The 16,526-nt window shown below is 67.2% G+C and carries 16 protein-coding genes; 4 read left to right on the forward strand and 12 right to left on the reverse strand.

All coding sequences use genetic code 11. From position 1 onward, the window contains the following. Positions 1-16 precede the first annotated feature (16 nt). Both AC1Z3O_RS17940 and AC1Z3O_RS17945 read right to left on the reverse strand, forming a co-directional pair. Positions 17-1,315 carry a sulfatase family protein gene (locus tag AC1Z3O_RS17940; RefSeq protein ID WP_483517040.1) on the reverse strand — a complete coding sequence of 433 codons (1,299 nt, stop codon included), beginning with the start codon at positions 1,313-1,315 and terminating at the stop codon, positions 17-19. A gap of 40 nt (positions 1,316-1,355) precedes the next feature. Continuing rightward, positions 1,356-2,378 (reverse strand): Bug family tripartite tricarboxylate transporter substrate binding protein, encoded by a 1,023-nt coding sequence (locus AC1Z3O_RS17945; RefSeq protein ID WP_483517041.1) that lies wholly within the window; start codon positions 2,376-2,378, stop codon positions 1,356-1,358. A 178-nt stretch (positions 2,379-2,556) separates the two neighbouring features. On the opposite strand from AC1Z3O_RS17945, the gene AC1Z3O_RS17950 reads away from it, so the two are divergent. Continuing rightward, a complete protein-coding gene (locus tag AC1Z3O_RS17950) occupies positions 2,557-3,108 on the forward strand; it encodes a MarR family winged helix-turn-helix transcriptional regulator (protein WP_483517042.1) in 552 nt (183 codons plus the stop codon). A gap of 37 nt (positions 3,109-3,145) precedes the next feature. Here the strand turns inward: AC1Z3O_RS17950 and AC1Z3O_RS17955 are convergent, their stop codons facing one another. From AC1Z3O_RS17955 to AC1Z3O_RS17975, 5 genes are all read right to left on the reverse strand, one after another. Beyond that, the gene (locus tag AC1Z3O_RS17955) at positions 3,146-3,862 is read right to left on the reverse strand and encodes an ABC transporter ATP-binding protein (RefSeq protein WP_483517043.1); all 717 of its coding nucleotides are present in this window, start codon (positions 3,860-3,862) and stop codon (positions 3,146-3,148) included. Further along, positions 3,859-4,698 carry an ABC transporter ATP-binding protein gene (locus AC1Z3O_RS17960; protein WP_483517044.1) on the reverse strand — a complete coding sequence of 280 codons (840 nt, stop codon included), beginning with the start codon at positions 4,696-4,698 and terminating at the stop codon, positions 3,859-3,861. Before AC1Z3O_RS17960 ends, AC1Z3O_RS17955 begins: the two co-directional genes overlap by 4 nt. Then, a complete protein-coding gene (locus AC1Z3O_RS17965) occupies positions 4,695-5,726 on the reverse strand; it encodes a branched-chain amino acid ABC transporter permease (protein WP_483517045.1) in 1,032 nt (343 codons plus the stop codon). Before AC1Z3O_RS17965 ends, AC1Z3O_RS17960 begins: the two co-directional genes overlap by 4 nt. Further along, the gene (locus AC1Z3O_RS17970) at positions 5,723-6,580 is read right to left on the reverse strand and encodes a branched-chain amino acid ABC transporter permease (RefSeq protein WP_483517046.1); all 858 of its coding nucleotides are present in this window, start codon (positions 6,578-6,580) and stop codon (positions 5,723-5,725) included. The genes AC1Z3O_RS17965 and AC1Z3O_RS17970 overlap by 4 nt, the downstream gene beginning before the upstream one ends. 291 nt (positions 6,581-6,871) lie before the next feature. Next, positions 6,872-8,071: an ABC transporter substrate-binding protein gene (locus tag AC1Z3O_RS17975; RefSeq protein WP_483517047.1), complete on the reverse strand. Its 1,200-nt coding sequence runs from the start codon at positions 8,069-8,071 to the stop codon at positions 6,872-6,874. Between the two features lie 1,057 nt (positions 8,072-9,128). On the opposite strand from AC1Z3O_RS17975, the gene AC1Z3O_RS17980 reads away from it, so the two are divergent. Further along, positions 9,129-10,370 carry an MFS transporter gene (locus AC1Z3O_RS17980; protein WP_483517048.1) on the forward strand — a complete coding sequence of 414 codons (1,242 nt, stop codon included), beginning with the start codon at positions 9,129-9,131 and terminating at the stop codon, positions 10,368-10,370. 32 nt (positions 10,371-10,402) lie between these two features. On the opposite strand, the gene yedF is transcribed toward AC1Z3O_RS17980, so the two are convergent. From yedF to AC1Z3O_RS18005, 5 genes are all read right to left on the reverse strand, one after another. Then, positions 10,403-10,657: a sulfurtransferase-like selenium metabolism protein YedF gene (gene yedF / locus AC1Z3O_RS17985; RefSeq protein WP_483517049.1), complete on the reverse strand. Its 255-nt coding sequence runs from the start codon at positions 10,655-10,657 to the stop codon at positions 10,403-10,405. Continuing rightward, the gene (yedE, locus tag AC1Z3O_RS17990; RefSeq protein WP_483517050.1) at positions 10,605-11,846 is read right to left on the reverse strand and encodes a selenium metabolism membrane protein YedE/FdhT; all 1,242 of its coding nucleotides are present in this window, start codon (positions 11,844-11,846) and stop codon (positions 10,605-10,607) included. Before yedE ends, yedF begins: the two co-directional genes overlap by 53 nt. A gap of 180 nt (positions 11,847-12,026) precedes the next feature. Further along, positions 12,027-13,040: a Bug family tripartite tricarboxylate transporter substrate binding protein gene (locus AC1Z3O_RS17995; RefSeq protein ID WP_483517051.1), complete on the reverse strand. Its 1,014-nt coding sequence runs from the start codon at positions 13,038-13,040 to the stop codon at positions 12,027-12,029. Between the two features lie 315 nt (positions 13,041-13,355). Then, the gene (locus AC1Z3O_RS18000) at positions 13,356-14,492 is read right to left on the reverse strand and encodes a porin (protein ID WP_483517052.1); all 1,137 of its coding nucleotides are present in this window, start codon (positions 14,490-14,492) and stop codon (positions 13,356-13,358) included. 346 nt (positions 14,493-14,838) lie between these two features. Beyond that, complete coding sequence (locus AC1Z3O_RS18005; RefSeq protein WP_483517053.1) at positions 14,839-15,141, reverse strand: DUF1484 family protein; 303 nt, start codon at positions 15,139-15,141, stop codon at positions 14,839-14,841. A 75-nt stretch (positions 15,142-15,216) separates the two neighbouring features. On the opposite strand from AC1Z3O_RS18005, the gene AC1Z3O_RS18010 reads away from it, so the two are divergent. Both AC1Z3O_RS18010 and AC1Z3O_RS18015 read left to right on the forward strand, forming a co-directional pair. After that, entirely contained in the window at positions 15,217-15,462 is a 246-nt protein-coding gene (locus AC1Z3O_RS18010) for a helix-turn-helix domain-containing protein (RefSeq protein WP_483517054.1), read from the forward strand. A 428-nt stretch (positions 15,463-15,890) separates the two neighbouring features. Then, on the forward strand, positions 15,891-16,175 hold the full coding sequence (locus AC1Z3O_RS18015; protein WP_483517055.1) for a hypothetical protein: 285 nt from the start codon (positions 15,891-15,893) through the stop codon (positions 16,173-16,175). Positions 16,176-16,526 lie beyond the last annotated feature (351 nt).

Below are 16,526 nucleotides of genomic sequence, written 5' to 3' on the forward strand. Positions count from 1 at the left end.
ACGTGTCAAGCGAGAGTCAGCGCTGCGGCATATCCGCCACCGAATAGCCGAGGCTGACCGTTGCTTCCTCCGGTATCGGCGGCATCGCCGCGCTCCACGACTCCCAGGCTTCGCGCATCGCCACCAGGCGCTCGGGCTCGCGCGCAGCCCGGTTGGCGCGCTCGCGTTCATCGCGGCTCAGGTCGAACAGGTAGTCGTGACCGTCCACCTGCAGGTACTTCCAGTCGCCGTCGCGCATGGCGCGCTGGCCGCGGTGCTTCATGCGCCAGTACAGCGGACGGGGGAAGCGGTGGCCGGCCTCGCGCAGCAGCGGCATCAGCGAAACGCCGTCGAGCGGGTAGGCCGGGTCGGGCGCCACGCCGGCGGCGTCGAGCATGGTGGCGGACCAGTCCATGGTCATGCATGGCTGCGCGCTGGTGCCGCCCGGCGCGACCACATCCGGCCAGTGCGCGATCCAGGGCACGCGGATGCCGCCCTCGGTCAGGTCCATCTTGCCGCCGACCAGCGGCCAGTTGTCGGAGAAGCGCTCGCCGCCGTTGTCGCTGGTGAAGACGATCAGCGTGTTGTCGAGCAGGCCGTGCCGGCGCAGGGCCTCCACCAGCCAGCCGATGCCTTCGTCCATGTGGTGGATCATGCGGCGGTAGGTGTGGATATTGCCGCCGTCGAGGTGGAAGAGGTTGTTGCTCACCTGCGGTGCCAGCGCGGCATCTTCCCGCGTTTCCCACGGCCAGTGGGGCGCGGTGTAGTGCAGGCTGAGGAAGAAGGGCTCGCTCCCGGCCGCCATGCGCTCCACGTAATCCACAGCGCGGCGTGACAGCAGGTCGGTCAGGTAGCCGGGCTCCTGGTGCGGCTCGTCGTTGTGCCACAGGTCATGGCGGCCAGTGGAATCGCAGTGGGTGAAGTAGTCCACGCCGCCGGCCATGGGGCCGAAGAACTCCTGGTAGCCCGACAAGAGCGGACCGAAGGCCGGAGCGAAACCCAGGTGCCATTTGCCGATCAGCGCGGTGCGGTAGCCCGCGTCGCGCAGCAGCGAGGGCAACGTTGGATGCGAAGGTGGCAAACCCTGCGGCGTGCCGATCCGCTTGCTGCTGATCGGCTCCTCAGCGGCGCCGCGCAGGCGGTACTGGTAGCGCGCCGTCATCAGCGCGAAACGGGTGGGCGAGCACACCGGGGAATTGGCGTAGCCCTGCGTCAGCAGCAGGCCGTTGGCGGCCAGGCTGTCGAGCACCGGCGAGACCGGTACGCGTCCCCCGTAGCAGCCCAGGTCGGCATAGCCGAGGTCGTCGGCGACGATGTAGATCAGGTTGGGTTTCATGGTTCGCTGGTGTTCTGGCCTTCCGACGTTCTGGCCGCGCTCACTCGGCGCGGATGCCGCTGGCGGCGATCAACTGGCGGTAGCGCTCCGACAACGCCGCCAGCCGCTGTGCCGCCGGTGCGCCGCGCGTGCCATCCACGCGCATATCCAGCGCCTGCAGGCGGGCGCGCACATCGGGCCGCGCCAGCGCATCGGCGATGGCGCGCTCCAGCAGGCGCTGCACCGGCTCGGGCGTGGCCGCGGGCACCATCGCCACGTAGAGCACCTCATGTTCCAGTTGCTTGAAACCCAGCTCTGCCACCGTGGGCACGTCCGGCAGCAGCGGCGAGCGCTGCGTGCTGGTCACCGCCAGTGCCTTGACGCGGCCCGCCTGCACGAAGGGCAGCAGCGTCGGCGTGGCCAGCATGCCCCCATCCACCTCGCCCGCCACCACCGCCGTGGCCGCCGACGAGCTGCCCTTGTACGGCACGTGGTTGAGCGTGGCGCCGGTGGCGCGGCGGAAGGCCTCGACGGCGATATGACCCGGGCTGCCGCTGCCGGCCGAGCTGAAGTTCAGCGTCTTCGCCTTGGCCCGCGCCAGCAGCTCGCGCATGCTGCCGATGCCCGTGGCGGGGTTCACGCCCACCAGCAGGCCCGATGTAGCCAGGATCATCAGCGGTTTCATGTCGCCCGGCTGGAACGGCATGCTGGGATAGATGTGCGGACTCACCGTGAAGGTGGTGTCGATGCCGAACAGCACCGTGTAGCCATCGGCCGGGCTGCGCGCCACCGCGCCCGCGCCCAGGTTACCGCTGGCGCCGGGCTTGTTCTCCACCACGAAGGGCTGCTTGAACTCGCCCTGCAGCACCTGGGCCACTGAGCGCGCCAGGATGTCGGACGGACCGCCCGGCGGGTAGTTGTTGACGAAGCGCACCGGCTTGTCGGGGTAACGCTCCTGCGCGTGCAGGGTGACGGAGCCCAGCGGCAACAGGGGCAGCAAGGACAGCGTGCACAGCAGGCGGCGCAACGTCGCGCGGCGCGGCAAGGAACGCGGGCCTGGGGGCAGGGAACGGCAAACGGACATGGCTCCAACTCCTCTCACGGGCACCCTGGCATGGCCGGCGGCAGCGGCCACGGCCAGCGCCGCGGCGCCCCTGCCTGCCGTCATCCCGGGTTGTCAGGCCAATGTACGTTGGGGACAATCAGTTGTTCTAATCAACCATCCCCCGTGTAAACCTGGGGCTGCCAGACAAGGCCACACCATGCCGGAACCCGCGCGCCTGAACCGACCGCAGTCGATCGAGGACCTGCTGCTCTACCGCCTGAGCGGCCTGCTGGCCAATGCCGGCGGCATCGTCATCCGCCACTGCGAAGGCCGCTTCGGCATCACCCGCCGCGAATGGCGGCTGCTGGCCCTGCTGGGCACGCAGGCTGGCGGCCCGGCGCCAACGCTATCGGCCCTAGCCGCGCTGGCCCACCTGGACCGGCCGCGCGCCTCGCGCACTGTCTCCGAGCTGGTGCGCAAACAACTGGTCAGCCGCACCGCCCGCGCGGGCGACGCGCGCCAGGTAGCGCTGGCGCTCACGCCCGAAGGCGAGGCGCTATACCGCGAAGTGTTTCCGGTGACGAAGGCAGTCAACCTCGAACTGCTCGGCGCGCTCGATGGCGGCGAGGTGGCGCAGCTCGAAGCGATATTGGGCAAGCTGGAGCAGCGGGCGGCGGGGATGGCGGAGCGGGGTGGGTTGCCGCTGGCGGATCGGCGTGGGGGTGGGAGCCGGCGCGGGCGGCAAGTTGCGGAAGGCACTGAAGGCTAGCGGCGATCCGCAGGCCACGGCCGCCGCACAGTGTCCGTCAGGCGCCACTCTCAGTGGCCAACCCCACCCCCAGGTAACGATCCTTCACCTCCCCATCCGCCCGGAACGCAGCGTTATCTCCCTCGTACACCACCCTGCCCTGCTCCAGGATCACCATGCGGTCCGCCAGCTGCATGCACACCTCCAGGTTCTGCTCCACCAGCAGGATGGCGATGCCCGCGGCCTTGATGGTCTTGAGCTGGGCCACGATCTCTTCGACGATCACGGGCGCCAGTCCTTCCACCGGTTCGTCCAGCATCAGCAGGCGCGGGTGGTTCATCAGCGCGCGGCCGATGGCGAGCATCTGCTGCTCGCCACCGGAGAGCTGGGCGCCGCCGTTGCGGCGGCGTTCGCGCAGGCGCGGGAAGATGCGGTAGACGTCTTCTAGCTGCCAGGGCGAATCGCGGCGGGCGCCGAGCTTGAGGTTTTCTTCCACGCTCAGCAGGCGGAAGATGCCGCGATGCTCCGGCACCAGGCAGATGCCGGCGGCGGCGATGCGGTGCGGCGGCTGGCCGGCGACGTCGCGGCCCTGGAAGCGCACGTGGCCGCCGCGCGGGCGCACTACGCCGGCGATGGCCTTGAGCGTGGTGGACTTGCCGGCACCGTTGCGGCCCAGCAGCGCAACCAGCTCGCCGTCGCCCACCGCGAGCGAGACGTCCTGCAGCACGTGGCTCTTGCCGTAGTAGCCGTGGATATTGCGCACGTCCAATGTCATCGCGCGCCTCCGGTGATCATATTGCCCAGGTAGGCCGCGCGCACGCGCGGGTCGGCGCGCACCACGGCGGGCGGGCCTTCCATCAGCACCTTGCCCTGTTGCATCACGGTGATGGTGTCGGAGATTTCCATCACGATCTCCATATTGTGTTCAATCAGCACCACGGTATGGTCGGCGGCCAGGCCGCGGATGAGTTGCTTCATCGCGCCCAGGTCGTCCACGCCCATGCCGGAGGTGGGTTCGTCGAGGAAGATGGCGCGCGGCCGCGCGGCCAGCGCCATACCCACTTCCAGCCGGCGCTGCTGGCCGTGCGAGAGCGTGGCGGCCTCGGTGTCGGCCACGTGGCTCAGTTCCATGCGGGCGAGCACGGCATCCACCGTGTCGGCGCAGGCCAGCTCGCCCACCGGGCGGCGCCAGCACTGCATGGCGCGGCGCGCGTGCGGGCCCAGCGCGGCCAGGCGCAGGTTCTCGCGCACGCTCAGGTTGGCGAACAGGCTGGTCACCTGGAAGGCGCGCGCCATGCCGCGCCGCACGCGCTGGTGGTCGGCCTCGTGCGTGACGTCATGCCCGTCGAAGACGATGCTGCCGGCGCTGACGGCGCCAGTGCCCGTCAGCATGTGGAAGAGCGTGGTCTTGCCTGCGCCGTTGGGGCCGATCACCGCGTGCACGGTGCCGGGCAGCACGCGCAGGTCCACGCCGCCCAGCGCGGTGAACTTGCCGTACTGCTTGGCCACGCCGCGCGCTTCGAGGATGGGCTGCCGGGCCGCTTGCTGCGTGTGATGGGACGACGGTTGAGGCGACGATTGCTGCGCCGCCTGCTGCGCGGTCTGGTTCATGCCTGCTCCTCGCGCGCCAGCGGCGCGGTGTCGTTGATCGCCTGCGCCACTCCCTTGTCCGGCTCACCCTGCGCGCGCCGGTTCGCCGCCATGCGCGCGGGCAGCGTCAGCAGCCCCCACAAGCCGCCGCGCACGAACAGGCTCACGCCGATCAGCAGGAAGCCCATCACCATCAGCCAGCGCGGCCACAGGTTGGAAAGCCAGTCGGACATCAGCACATAGAAAGCCGCGCCCAGCACCGAGCCGAACAGGTTGCCGGTGCCGCCGATCACCGTCATCACCAAGATCATCTCGCCGGTGACGAAGTCGATGCTGGTGAGCGGCGCAATGCCCATCAGCATGGCGTGCAGGCCGCCTGCCAGCCCGGTGACGGCACCGGACAGCACGAAGGCGAGCAGCTTGAAGTGGCGCACGTTGTAGCCCACCGCCTGGGCGCGGTCCTCGTTGTCGCGGATGGCCAGCAGCGTGCGGCCGAAGACGGACGACGCCACGCGCTGCAGGCCCCAGCACACCAGCAGGAAGCACACCGCGACAAAGGCGTAGAAGGCCCAGGCCCCGTCCAGGGCGGCCAGCTGCAGGCCGAACAGCGACAGCGGCGGACGCGGCACGTCGAGCAGGCCGTTGTCGCCGCCGGTGATCTGCGGCGTGGTGTAGGCGAGGAAGTAGAAGAGCTGCGCGAAGGCCAGCGTCAACATCACGAAGTAGGTGCCGCGCTGGCGGATGGCGAACCAGCCCACCAGCGCGGCCGCCGCCGCGCCCAGGCCGACGGACAGCGCCAGCGCCGCCGGCAGCGGCCAGGCCAGCCGCGTCAGCGCAATCGCCAGCGCATAGCTGCCCAGCCCGAAGAAGATGCCCTGGCCGAAGGACAGCAAACCCGTGAAACCCAGCAGCAGGTTGCACGCCATCACCGCCATGGCGTAGACCAGCACTTCAGTGGCCAGCGTGCCGGACGGCAGCACCAGCGGCAGCAGCAACGCGGTGGCCAGCGCCAGCCAGCCCGCGCGATCGAATACAAACGTGCGCATCATCCCCTCCCCAGCAGGCCGTGCGGGCGCAGCAGCAGCACCGCGGCCATCGCCACATAGATCATCAGGAAGGCGCCCTCGGGCCACAGCGTGCTCATCACGCCCTGCACCACGCCCACCAGCAGGCCGCCGGCCAGCGCGCCGGCAAAGCTGCCCAGGCCGCCCAGCACCACCACCACGAAGGCCACGCCGATGGCCTCCAGCCCCATGAAGGGATCGGCACCGCGGATGGGCGCGGCCAGCACGCCCGCCAGCGCCGCCGTGCCCGCGCCCAGCGCGAACATCAGCCCGAACAGGCGGTGGATATTGATGCCGAGCAGCGACACCATCTCGGTGGACTCACTGCCCGCGCGCACCGCGCTGCCCAGCCGCGTGCCCTCCAGCAGCCACCACAGTCCCAGCGCCAGCACAGCGGTGAAGCCGATCACGAAGAGGCGGTACTTGGGATAGACGAAGCTGCCCCACATCACCACACCCTCCAGCCCGGCCGGCGGCGGCACGTCTACGCCGACGGGGCCCCAGGCGCTGATCAGCAGCTCCTGCGCCGCCAGCGCGATGCCCACGGTGATGAGGATGTGGAACTCATGCGGCAGCGCGTACACGCGGCGCAGCATGACCACCTCGATCAGCCACGCGAGCGCGCCGACCAGCAAGGGCGCCAGCACCAGCGCGGCCCAGAAGTTCAGGCCCATCTGCAGGGCCTGGAAGCAGAGATAAGCGCCCAGCGCGTAGAAGGCGCCGTGCGCGAAATTGACGAAGCGCAGCAAGCCGAAGATGATCGACAAGCCCACGGCCAGCAGGAAGTACAGCATGCCGGTGCCGATGCCGTTGATCACCTGCAAGAGGTAGACGTTCATAACAGGACAGCCGAAGGATTAGGGTGGTGAGCCAGCGGGCACCGGGCTCGCGCCGGGCGGCACGGGGCTGGGCGCCTGCCGGCGGCATGGGGGCATGAGGTGGCGCGAGGCGGCACCATTGAACGATTGCAATGCATGACAACAGCTGAACGTTGTCGTCCCCGCGCAGGCGGGAACGACGGTAGTTCTTGCAGCTTTGTCACGGATTGCGCAAGGCACAATCGGCGGCATGCCATAGCGCACGGTGCGGCACCAGACAAGCCCCCGGCGCACACACCTCGCCCAGCCCCATCACGCCATGCGACACATCGTCTTGTCCGGCGGCAGGAAGGCCTTGCCCGCGCTGACTATATCGACGAAGTCATCCGCATCGCGCATGCTCGCCTTCGGCTTGCCCTTGAGCAGGTAGTAGTCCTTGATGACCTGGTGGTCCGCCGCGCGCACCGTCTCCGGCCCGGTCAGGCCCTCGTACTGCATGCCTGAGATGGCCGCCGCTACCGCCTTCGGGTCCACGTTGCCGGCCTTGATGATGCCGTCCAGCAGCAGCCGCGCGACGGCATAGCCGGCCACCATGTTGTAGTTGGGGGTCATGCCGCCCGCCTTCGCGCGCCGCACCAGGTCCTGGTTGCGCGGCGTGGCCACCGTGTGCCAGTACTGCGCGCCGAAGTACACACCGTTGCAGATATCCGGCCCCAGCGCCTGCATCTGCTCCAGCCCGGAGGACCACGCCACCAGGATGGTCATCTTCTCCTTCAGGCCGAAGCTCACCGCCTGGCGCAGCGCATCGGTGGACTGCTGGGCGTAGTTCAGCAGCAGCAACACATCGGGCTTGGCCGCCAGCGCATTGGTCAGGTAGCCGCTGAACTCCTTCTGCGACAGCGAGTGGTAGCTGTTGCCCACATGCTCCACCCCCTTCTCCGCAAACACCGTCTTCGCCGCCGAGAGCAGGCCGTCGCCGAACACGTACTGCGGCGTGATGGTGTACCAGCGCTTGGCCTTCGGCATCGCCTCGATCAAGGGCCGCACCGTGCGCTCGATGGCGCCGTAGGTGGGCACCGACCAGCGGAAGGTGGCGCGGTTGCAATCCTTGCCCGTGATCTCATCCGCCCCTGCCGCCGTAGCGAACACGGCGCCCAGCCGCTCCGCCTCCTTGCCCATCGCCAGCGCCTCGGAAGACAGCGCGCCGCCGGCGAAGAAACGCATCGACGGCTTCTGCGCGGCCTCCTGCAGCTTGCGCACCGCCGTGCCCGGCTTGCCCTCCGTATCAAACACGCTGGCCCGCACCCGCCTGCCCAGCACGGTGGCCTGCTGCTCCACCGCCAGCTTCAAGCCCATGTCTATGATCTTGGCATCGGTGGCAAAGGGGCCTGACATCGGTATCAGGTAAGCCAGCTCGATCGCCTCTTCCGCCGCCAGCGCCGAATGCGCGCGCAGCAGGCCAGAGGGCACGGCGGAGCAAGCCGCCAGTTTCAGCAGGTTGCGTCGGTTCATGACTGTCTCCATCGATGTTGTACAAACGGCCATCTCTGCGGACGGCCCGCAGCGCTGCGGCACGGCTGGCGTGTGGATGCGCGCTGCTGGTCAGATGCTGGTCAGGTACTTACTGGATGCTGCAACTGCAAGGACAGGGCAGGCGCCGAGGGGTAAGGCGCATGCGTGCTGCCGGACGCGGGCAAGCGGAGCCCCTTCGCGGCGGGTAGCGCGAGTGGCGTGGTGCGTCGGTGTAATGCGGCGGGTATGCCGCGAGTTCGGGTCAGGGAGCGGTGCTAAGGCACGGGCCTTCGCTCGCCAAGAGTCAACAGACTGCGGGCGAAGGTCTTATGCCAGGACGCTGCCGCGGCAATGTGCCGGCAAGCGACGGCCTCCCGCACCATTGCATCGCGGTGCTGGCCTGCGGCATGAAGATAGAGAGAAGCAACCGCATCGGGACTCCTTTCCTGTCCTGCATTTCCACGTATCGCGCGGCGCGGGCCGGCTGCGATGACGCGGCTTGGGTTGGCTGAATGTATGGGCCGCGTATGGCTTCGGAAATATACGGTCAGCCGAAAGGGCGCAAACCGTATTGCTGGCGTGAGGGGCAACCGTACAGGATGTATGGAAGCGGAATGCCGTGCGTTCTTGTGCGGGTGCTGCACGGCGATGCGGCGGGAATAGTCTTGTGCGTTGAGACAGCGCGCCCGGCGGGCTCACTGGGAACCCGATCATCGGCGCAAGCTGGGTGTACAGGCGCGCCAGAGAATCTGCACAGTCCTGCCTCATAGGACAAACCCTTGGCGGCCAAACTGTCGAGCGCATACGACACCGGCACACGCGTCATCACGGCCCGTGTCAGCGCGGCCTGCATCACCGGCCGCAACCCACTCCGATGATTGATCGAACCTGACATGTCCTGTATATACAGGTGATCGAGCCAAGGTAATTGCCCACCGGGCGATCAGGCTGGAAGGCCCTCCCCTTTGCCGGCAATGGGGAAAGAGCTCGCGAGAGCGGCGGAAGCCCTGTCGGCTGCTCGCTGCATTCACCGGCTTCATCGGAAGAATCCACCATCATGAGACGCTCAGCGCTGTTTCCCGGTTGGTATGTCGTAGCTGCCGCGCATCTGCTGCTGGCACTGATATTCGGTGCCGCTTACTCCTTCGGCGCGTTCTTCACGCACATGCAGGCTGCCTTCGAGACCGGGCGCTTTTCCGTAGCCTCGATCTTCTCGCTCACGGCGTTCATCTACTACGCGGTCGGCGTGTTCTCCGGCGCGCTGGCCGACCGCATTTCAACCCGCATGGTGGTAGGCCTGGGCATCGTGTCGCTGGCGCTGGGCTTTTTTCTTGGCAGCCTGATGACGGGTTCGCTTTGGCTTTTCCTGCTGTGCTTCTGCTCGTTCGTCGGACTGGGCGTCGGCCTGGTCTACGTGCCCGCGGTGGCGGCGGTCCAGCGCTGGTTCCTGCGCCAACGCAGCCGGGCTTCGGGCATCGCCCTGGCCGGCACCGGACTCGGCACCTTTATCGGCCCGGCGCTGGCCGGGCTGCTGTTGCAGCAGACGAGTTGGGAAACCACCCTGCGGGTCTTCGCCCTGGGCATTCTCTGCCTTGGCCTGATGGCCGCCGTGCTGATGCGTGGTTCGCCCGAGGAGCTTGGCCTGTTCCCCGATGGCGAGCGCCCGCTCGCCGCGCCCACAGCGGCGTCCGGCATCGGCCTTGGCGAGGCGGTGCGTGGAGGACGCTTCTGGTATTACTTCCTGGCTATCTTCCTGGGCTCCGTCGGCCTGTTCCTGGCGCTGGTGCATATCAATCCCTATGCGCAGCAGCTCGGCGTGGAGGCAGTCCGGGCCAACCTGCTGATCGGCCTGATCGGCATCGGCAACCTGCTCGGACGCTTCTGTCTAGGCACCCTCGGCGACCGGCTCGGCCCCTTGCGCCTGCTGGTCGGCCTGACCCTAGCCCTGGCGCTGCTCAATCTGGGGTGGCTTGTAGCCGACGGCTGGTGGCTGCTCGCCAGCTTCGCCGTGCTGTTTGGCGTGGCGAACGGCGGCTGTATTTCGCTCTATCCGGCGGTCGCGGCAAACTGGTTCGGCAGCCGCCGGCTGGGGGCGATTCTTGGTGCGCTCTATCTGTCGGTCGGCCTGGCGGCGATCGCCGGCGGCAGCCTCGGTGGATTGCTCTTCGACCTGCGCGGCAGCTATGCGCTGTCGATCGGCTGCGGCGCCGCTTGCGCCTTGCTGTCGGCGTTGCTGCTGGTGGCCGCCGGGCGCGGTAGGCCCGTGACCGGGCAACTGTCCGCGCCAAGCGGGGCATGAGCGCGCCGCAGGGGAACGCTCAGCGGGAACACTCAGCGGCTGGACGGTACCTCGATCAGGAAGCGGAACAGCGCGCCATGTTGTTCCACGCTCAGGCACTTGTAACCCTGGCGCTGGGTATCCTCGGGAATGCCGTGTACCGACTGCGAGCAATCGGTGACGACTTCCAGCAAGTCTCCCGGCTTCATGGTTGCCAGGGTCTCCAGGGTAGCGATGGCGTTGTACGGGCAGTGCTCACCGCGCAGATCCAGCGAGAGAGTCGGGTTTTGAGCGGGCGTCGCGGTCATTGGCAAACTTCCTAGAAGGGGTGAAGCGATTGGCGTTGAGTTGGACCAGCAGCATGCAGATGCCGAGTCCGACGAAGGTCACCAGCAGCCCGGCGCCAGGGCTGAACATTTGCAGCAGGTTGAGCTTGGGATAGGGCAAGGCCAGCGTGCTGAGCTGGTCCCAGAACACGGCGACCAGGGTGCCGCCGATGATGTTGCCGACGCCGACGACCCAGAAGTGTGCCTGACCTTCCATGGCGCGGTACATCCAGCCGGTCTCGCAACCACCCGCGAGGACGATGCCGATACCGAACAGCACACCGCCGATGACGGCGTTCGGGCCCATCCAGAATACCTTCGGTGCCACGCCCAGGTGGATAGCGGCAAAGGTGCCGACGCAGGCGGCGCCCATGCCCAGCAGGATGCCGAAGGCCGCCTTGGTCCGGCCGGTGGTCCAGAGATCGCGGGCGGCACTGGTGAAGCAGATCTGCGCGCGCTCGATCAGGCCGCCGAACACCAGGCCGAACAGGCAGGCCATGCCCAGAACGAGAGACACCTCAAAGCGCCAGATTGCGAACACCATGGCTATGGCCAGGACCACCAGGCCCAGGCGCCACTGGATGAGCGAGCGTCGTGCCAGGGCTTGCGCATCCGGCAGCCGGGCTGCTGTGCCGGTGACTTTCAGCGGCATGCGCAGGAAAGGCATCAGGCTCAGCTTCACGCCGATCCAGGCACCGATCACGGTGGAAAGCATGAAGGCCCAGGCGTGCACCGAGAACATCGGGATGCCGGTGAAGAAGGCCGCCAGGTTGCAACCCATGGCCAGGCGGGCGCCGAAGCCGGCGATGATGCCGCCGATCAGGCCCTGCACCATGCGGCGGCGGCTGTTTGGCCAGCGCAGGCTGACATTGCCTGCCCAGAGCGCGCAGCACAGGGCGCCGAGGAACATGCCGATGATCATCACGCCATCGACACGGTCGAGCGGCGTGCCCTGCAGGCCAATGATCTTGAAGTAGCTCCATTCCTGGGGATGGAAGCCGAACCAGGACAGCACGTGGCCGCCCCAGCGGGTGAATTCGCCCGTGACTGCCCAGAAGGTGCCGGTCAGGGCGAAGTAGTAGGCGGAGGCAACGCCCAGGGCGACCAGTGTGGGCAGCGGCGACCAGAAGCGCATCAGGTAGCGCTCGCGGAGCTGCGAGACGGTGGGCATTGGAGTTTTTCTCGTTGTCGGAAGGAAAGTGCCGCGATTCTAACGGCAGGAAGCGGCTGAAGCTTGCTTCGGAACCGTCGAGTGGAACTGTCGAGCGCATACGACACCGGCACACGCGCCATCATGGTCGGTGTCGGCGCGGCCAGCATCACCGGCCACAACATACGCCAGATCAGCCTTTCATTCGAGGCGCATGCCTGTGGCCGCAATAAGCTGGCGATAGCCCTCCGACAGCGCCCACATGCGCTGCTCCGCCGCCGCGCCGCTGGTGCCGTCCGGCCGCAGATCCAGCGCCTGCAGCCGTGCCCGCACCTCCGGCCGCGCCAGCGCCTCGCCCATGGCGCTGGCCAGCAGGCTCAGCACCGGCGCGGGCGTGGCCGCGGGCACCATGGCTACGTACAGCACCTCGTGCTCCAGCCCCTTGAAGCCGAGCTCCGCCACGGTGGGCACATCCGGCAGCAGCGCCGAGCGCTGCGCACCGGTCACCGCCAGCGCCCGCACGCGGCCAGCCTGGACGAAAGGCAGCACGGCCGGCGCCGCCAGGATGCCGCCATCCACCTCGCCCGCCGCCACCGCCGTGGCCGCCGCCGTGCTGCCCCTGTACGACACGTTGTTGAGCGTGGCGCCCGTAGCGCGGCGGAAGGCCTCGATGGCCAGATGGCCCGGGCTGCCGCTGCCGGCCGAGCTGAAGTTCAGCTTCTTCGTTTTTGCCTGCGCCAGCAGCACGCGCATGCTGCCGATGCCCGTGCCCGGGTGCACGCTCACCAGCAAACCCGAGGTAGCCAGGATCATCAGCGGCTTCATATCGCCCGGCATGAACGGCATGACCGGATAGAGATGCGGATTGACGGTGAAGGTGGTGTCGATGCCGAACAGCACCGTGTAGCCATCGGCGGGGCTCCTGGATACCGAGGCCGCACCCACATTGCCACTGACACCGGGCTTGTTCTCCACCACGAAGGGCTGCTTGAAGCGGCCATGCAGGGCTTCGGCCATCGAGCGCGCCAGGATGTCCGACGGGCCGCCGGGTGGGAAGGTGTTGATGAAGCGGACTGGCTTGCTCGGGTAACGCTCCTGCGCGTGCAGGGTGAGCGGCGTGAGTGAGGCCAGGGGAGCCGCCCCAAGCAGCCGCACCAGCGTGCGCCGCCGCGGCCGGGCGGCGACATCATGTGACGCGGAACGGAAACCTCCCATGAACTGCACCTCCTCACCTCTCGTCCCGGGCCGTGCCCTGCGCCTGTCGAGACTTGCAAAGATCACGACACCCCCTCCACATCGTCGTCCTCGCGCAGGCGGGGACCCAGCGGCTTTAACAGCGCCATCGCACCAAAGACACTGGGTGGAGCTGGCGCTCGCCCTGCGGGCCGACCTGCGAACGTCCAACGCCCTATCGGCGTTGTCCTGCCTGCGCGGGAACGACGGTGGTTCTATCGGCGTTACCTTGGAACACGCCAGCAGCAGGTCATCACCCACCGCCGGCGGGCACCGCAGGCCGCTGGGGCAGCGCCGTCAGAACACGTGCCGGATGCCCGCCACCGCACCGAACATGCTCTTCTTACCGGCCCCGAGCACATAGCCGCTACCCTGCACGCCAGCCGGGTTCTCGAGCTTCAAGGACGCGTTCCTGGCGTAGGCCGTGGTCAGGTAAAGGTTGGTGCGCTTCGACAGGGCGTACTTGTTGACCAGCATCAGCTGCCACGGATTGGCGATATCGCCCAGCGGCGCCTGCGTGACCGGATGCGGCATCTGCTTGACGTTGTCGTAGTAGAGGCTGGCCGTCACCTGCCAGGCTGGCGTCACGTCATAGGCGCCGCCGACCCAGAAGTAGTCATCGCGCAGCACCACCGCACCCGCCGGGCTCGTGCTGCGCGCCCAGCGATACCCGGCCATCAATCGCAACCCGGGCGCCGGCGCATAACTGGCCGCCACCGCCGCGCGCTGCGCCTTCGCATTCACGCCAGGCGCGGCGGCCGTGTTGACCTGGTCGAAAGCCATGCCGGCGCCGAAGCGCCCGGAGGCATAGTTGCCACCGAAGCCCCAACCCGAGCCATCGCGAATCCGGCCGGGCACCTCGCCCGCCGTGGCCGGCGAAGTCGAATCCACGCCGAACGACCAATGCGCACGCGCCGTCAGCGCGCCGAAGCTGCCGACATACTTGACGGTGTTGTCCTCGCGCAGGTGCTTGCCCAGCAGCGCCGTCGTCGGCTCATACAGCGTCTGGTAGGCCGCCGGCTGGAAGTTCGACAGCGTATCGAACAAGGTCACATACTGGCGCCCGAAACTCAGCTTGCCGTAAGGCCCGCCCAGTCCCACCAGCGCCTGCCGCCCGAACATGCGGCCGGCAAACGACTCGCGGCCGCTATCCACGGCAAAACCGTTATCCAGCACGAAGAAAGCCTGAAGGCCGCCGCCCAGGTCCTCCTCACCGCGCAGGCCCCAGCGCGACGCCGCCTGCGAGCCCGACTGCATGGCCACGCGATTCGCTGCCGGACCCGGCCCGGCAGCCGTGCCGCCCGAAGACTGGTTGTTGACGAACTCGATGCCGGAATCCACCACGCCGAACAGCGTGACGCTGGCTTCAGCCAGCAGCGGGCAAGCCAGCAAGCCAAAAGCGGCCGCGGCGATCAGGGGGCGAATGGGTTTCATGGTCAGGTGTCTCCTTCCTAGGCTTGAAGTCGTTGTGTAGGGGCGAAACATCGCGCCCTGCCCGGTAGGGTCCCGACCATGGGGTGGTGCACTGGCTTGCGTGCATCTCTGTCTCCTGCCTGTTGTGTTCAGGCTTGTTGTGCTTGTTTTGTGTTTGTTGCGCTTGTTGTATCGGCTGCGCCGGCCGGCATGCAGCGGCACGCGGCGAATCCTCGACGGCCCTGGCTCACACACTGGCAAGCATGCCGCCGCAGGCCGCCTGACACTTCAAATGCGTGAATCTAATGCAGCAGACCATCGCCGCGGTGCGGTGATTTCCCAGCACGCATGCCGATACGTCCTACGCTTAGTAAAGTTCCTGAATGCGGTCCACGGCCTCGTCCAATTGCTTCGTCAACGGCAATAACAAGGCATGCAAGCCATCGCTGTTCTGACACCCGCCCGCGCGCAGCTCCAGCAAGGCCAACAGCGCATCCAGGCCGGCGCTGACGCGCAGAAGCTCGTCGCAAGACTCAAGGATGGTGTCGCGAAGGCGCGCCGCGCCCTCCCCCTCAAGCCCGAACGCGTCAGACGGAAGCAGGCGATCGGCCAGCACGGTGGCCTCCGTAGAATCAGCGGCGACGCGCAGGCGGCGTTGGCGGGCGGTCATGGGCGACTCCTCTATTCAGAGTTTTGGGTAAGCTCGCTCGTGGTTACATCGTCCTCATTGCGACAGGAACCTGAGATGCCAATCGCATCCCCTCGGCACGGCGGTGCCGCACCTCTCGTCCAACTCGGACAAGCCATTCGACAGGTCCGCAAAGAGCGGGGGCTGTCACAGGAAGAACTTGCGCTCCGCGCTGGGATCGACCGGTCTTATATGGGCTCGGTGGAGCGGGGGGAGCAGAATATTGGGGTGATGCATCTTGTTGGGATTGCTGAAGCACTGGAGGTTTCGGTGACCGAGTTGGCCAAGGTCGCCGATCTATAAGCCACGCTTTCTATGCAAGCAGGTCCTGCAACAGCGAAGATGCGCAGGCCGTCGACGCCTCGCCAGGATCCCGACCCGGCAGTGCTTAAGCAGCTTTGATGAGTAAGCATGCGGCCCCCCTCCCCTTGATAGGGCTCACACAAGCGGTCCACAGAGACGCAGTCGCCCCTCCGCATGGTCCATAATGCGGCTGATCAGGCCCAATAGACTCCCGAACCGGCGTCAGCCCTTCCAAGGCTGAGCGCGGGCTACGCCGTTGCCGGATGGCTCGGCCTCCCTGGGCTTGCTGCGGTACCTCGAAACGCACGGAAGCACCCACGCATTGCTCGAACAATGCGTGTGCACCCGTGTCATGCCACCTGAGGCACACACCTTCAGCGGCAAACGAGGCTAAATTTACCTTGCAAGGCTAATATAGCCCAATTGAAATGCGCGATCGTGTTGTCGAGCTGATAGATTTCGTTGCCGGCGGGAACCGGCGCTACAAGCGCATGGAAGAACTGACCGGCGTGAAGGCGGACAACTGGAAGAACACTTGCCGCAACCAGCAGCGGGTGACGCAGGACATGGTTGAGGCGATTGGGGTGGTGTGGCCTCAGTATGCGTATTGGCTAGTGACGGGGAAGACGGATGAGGCGCATGGGCATACCTCACCGACCCGGGATCGGATTGCTAGGGACTTGGAGAAGGCGGAGCAACAAGAGCGCGAATAGCTAGTCCGTCCGTAAGTCGCGATTTAGCATTCAAGAACCACGCTGATCTGGCGCGCAACGGGGCACTCGCAGTACACCCCTCATACTTTCTAATGGTCCCGACGTCGGCCGTCGAGTCGCTGCCGCTGCCGCTGCCGCTGGTAACACTTTCCAGAATTCCCCAACTGCCGTCGCGCTCCACAACGTGGTTGAGCGCTCCGCTCAACTCGCCATCACGCGATAGCGGGTCGACCGACTGGCGATAGTACGCCGCCTGCGAGCAGCCTGCCGCCTCGCAGGCTCACTTGGCACGCGTTGTTCCTCGGCCATGAGTCGCACCGCCTACCACTTCGCAGCTGTGGCCAGTTGTGA

Source organism: Cupriavidus sp. 09_S30, assembly GCF_056930435.1.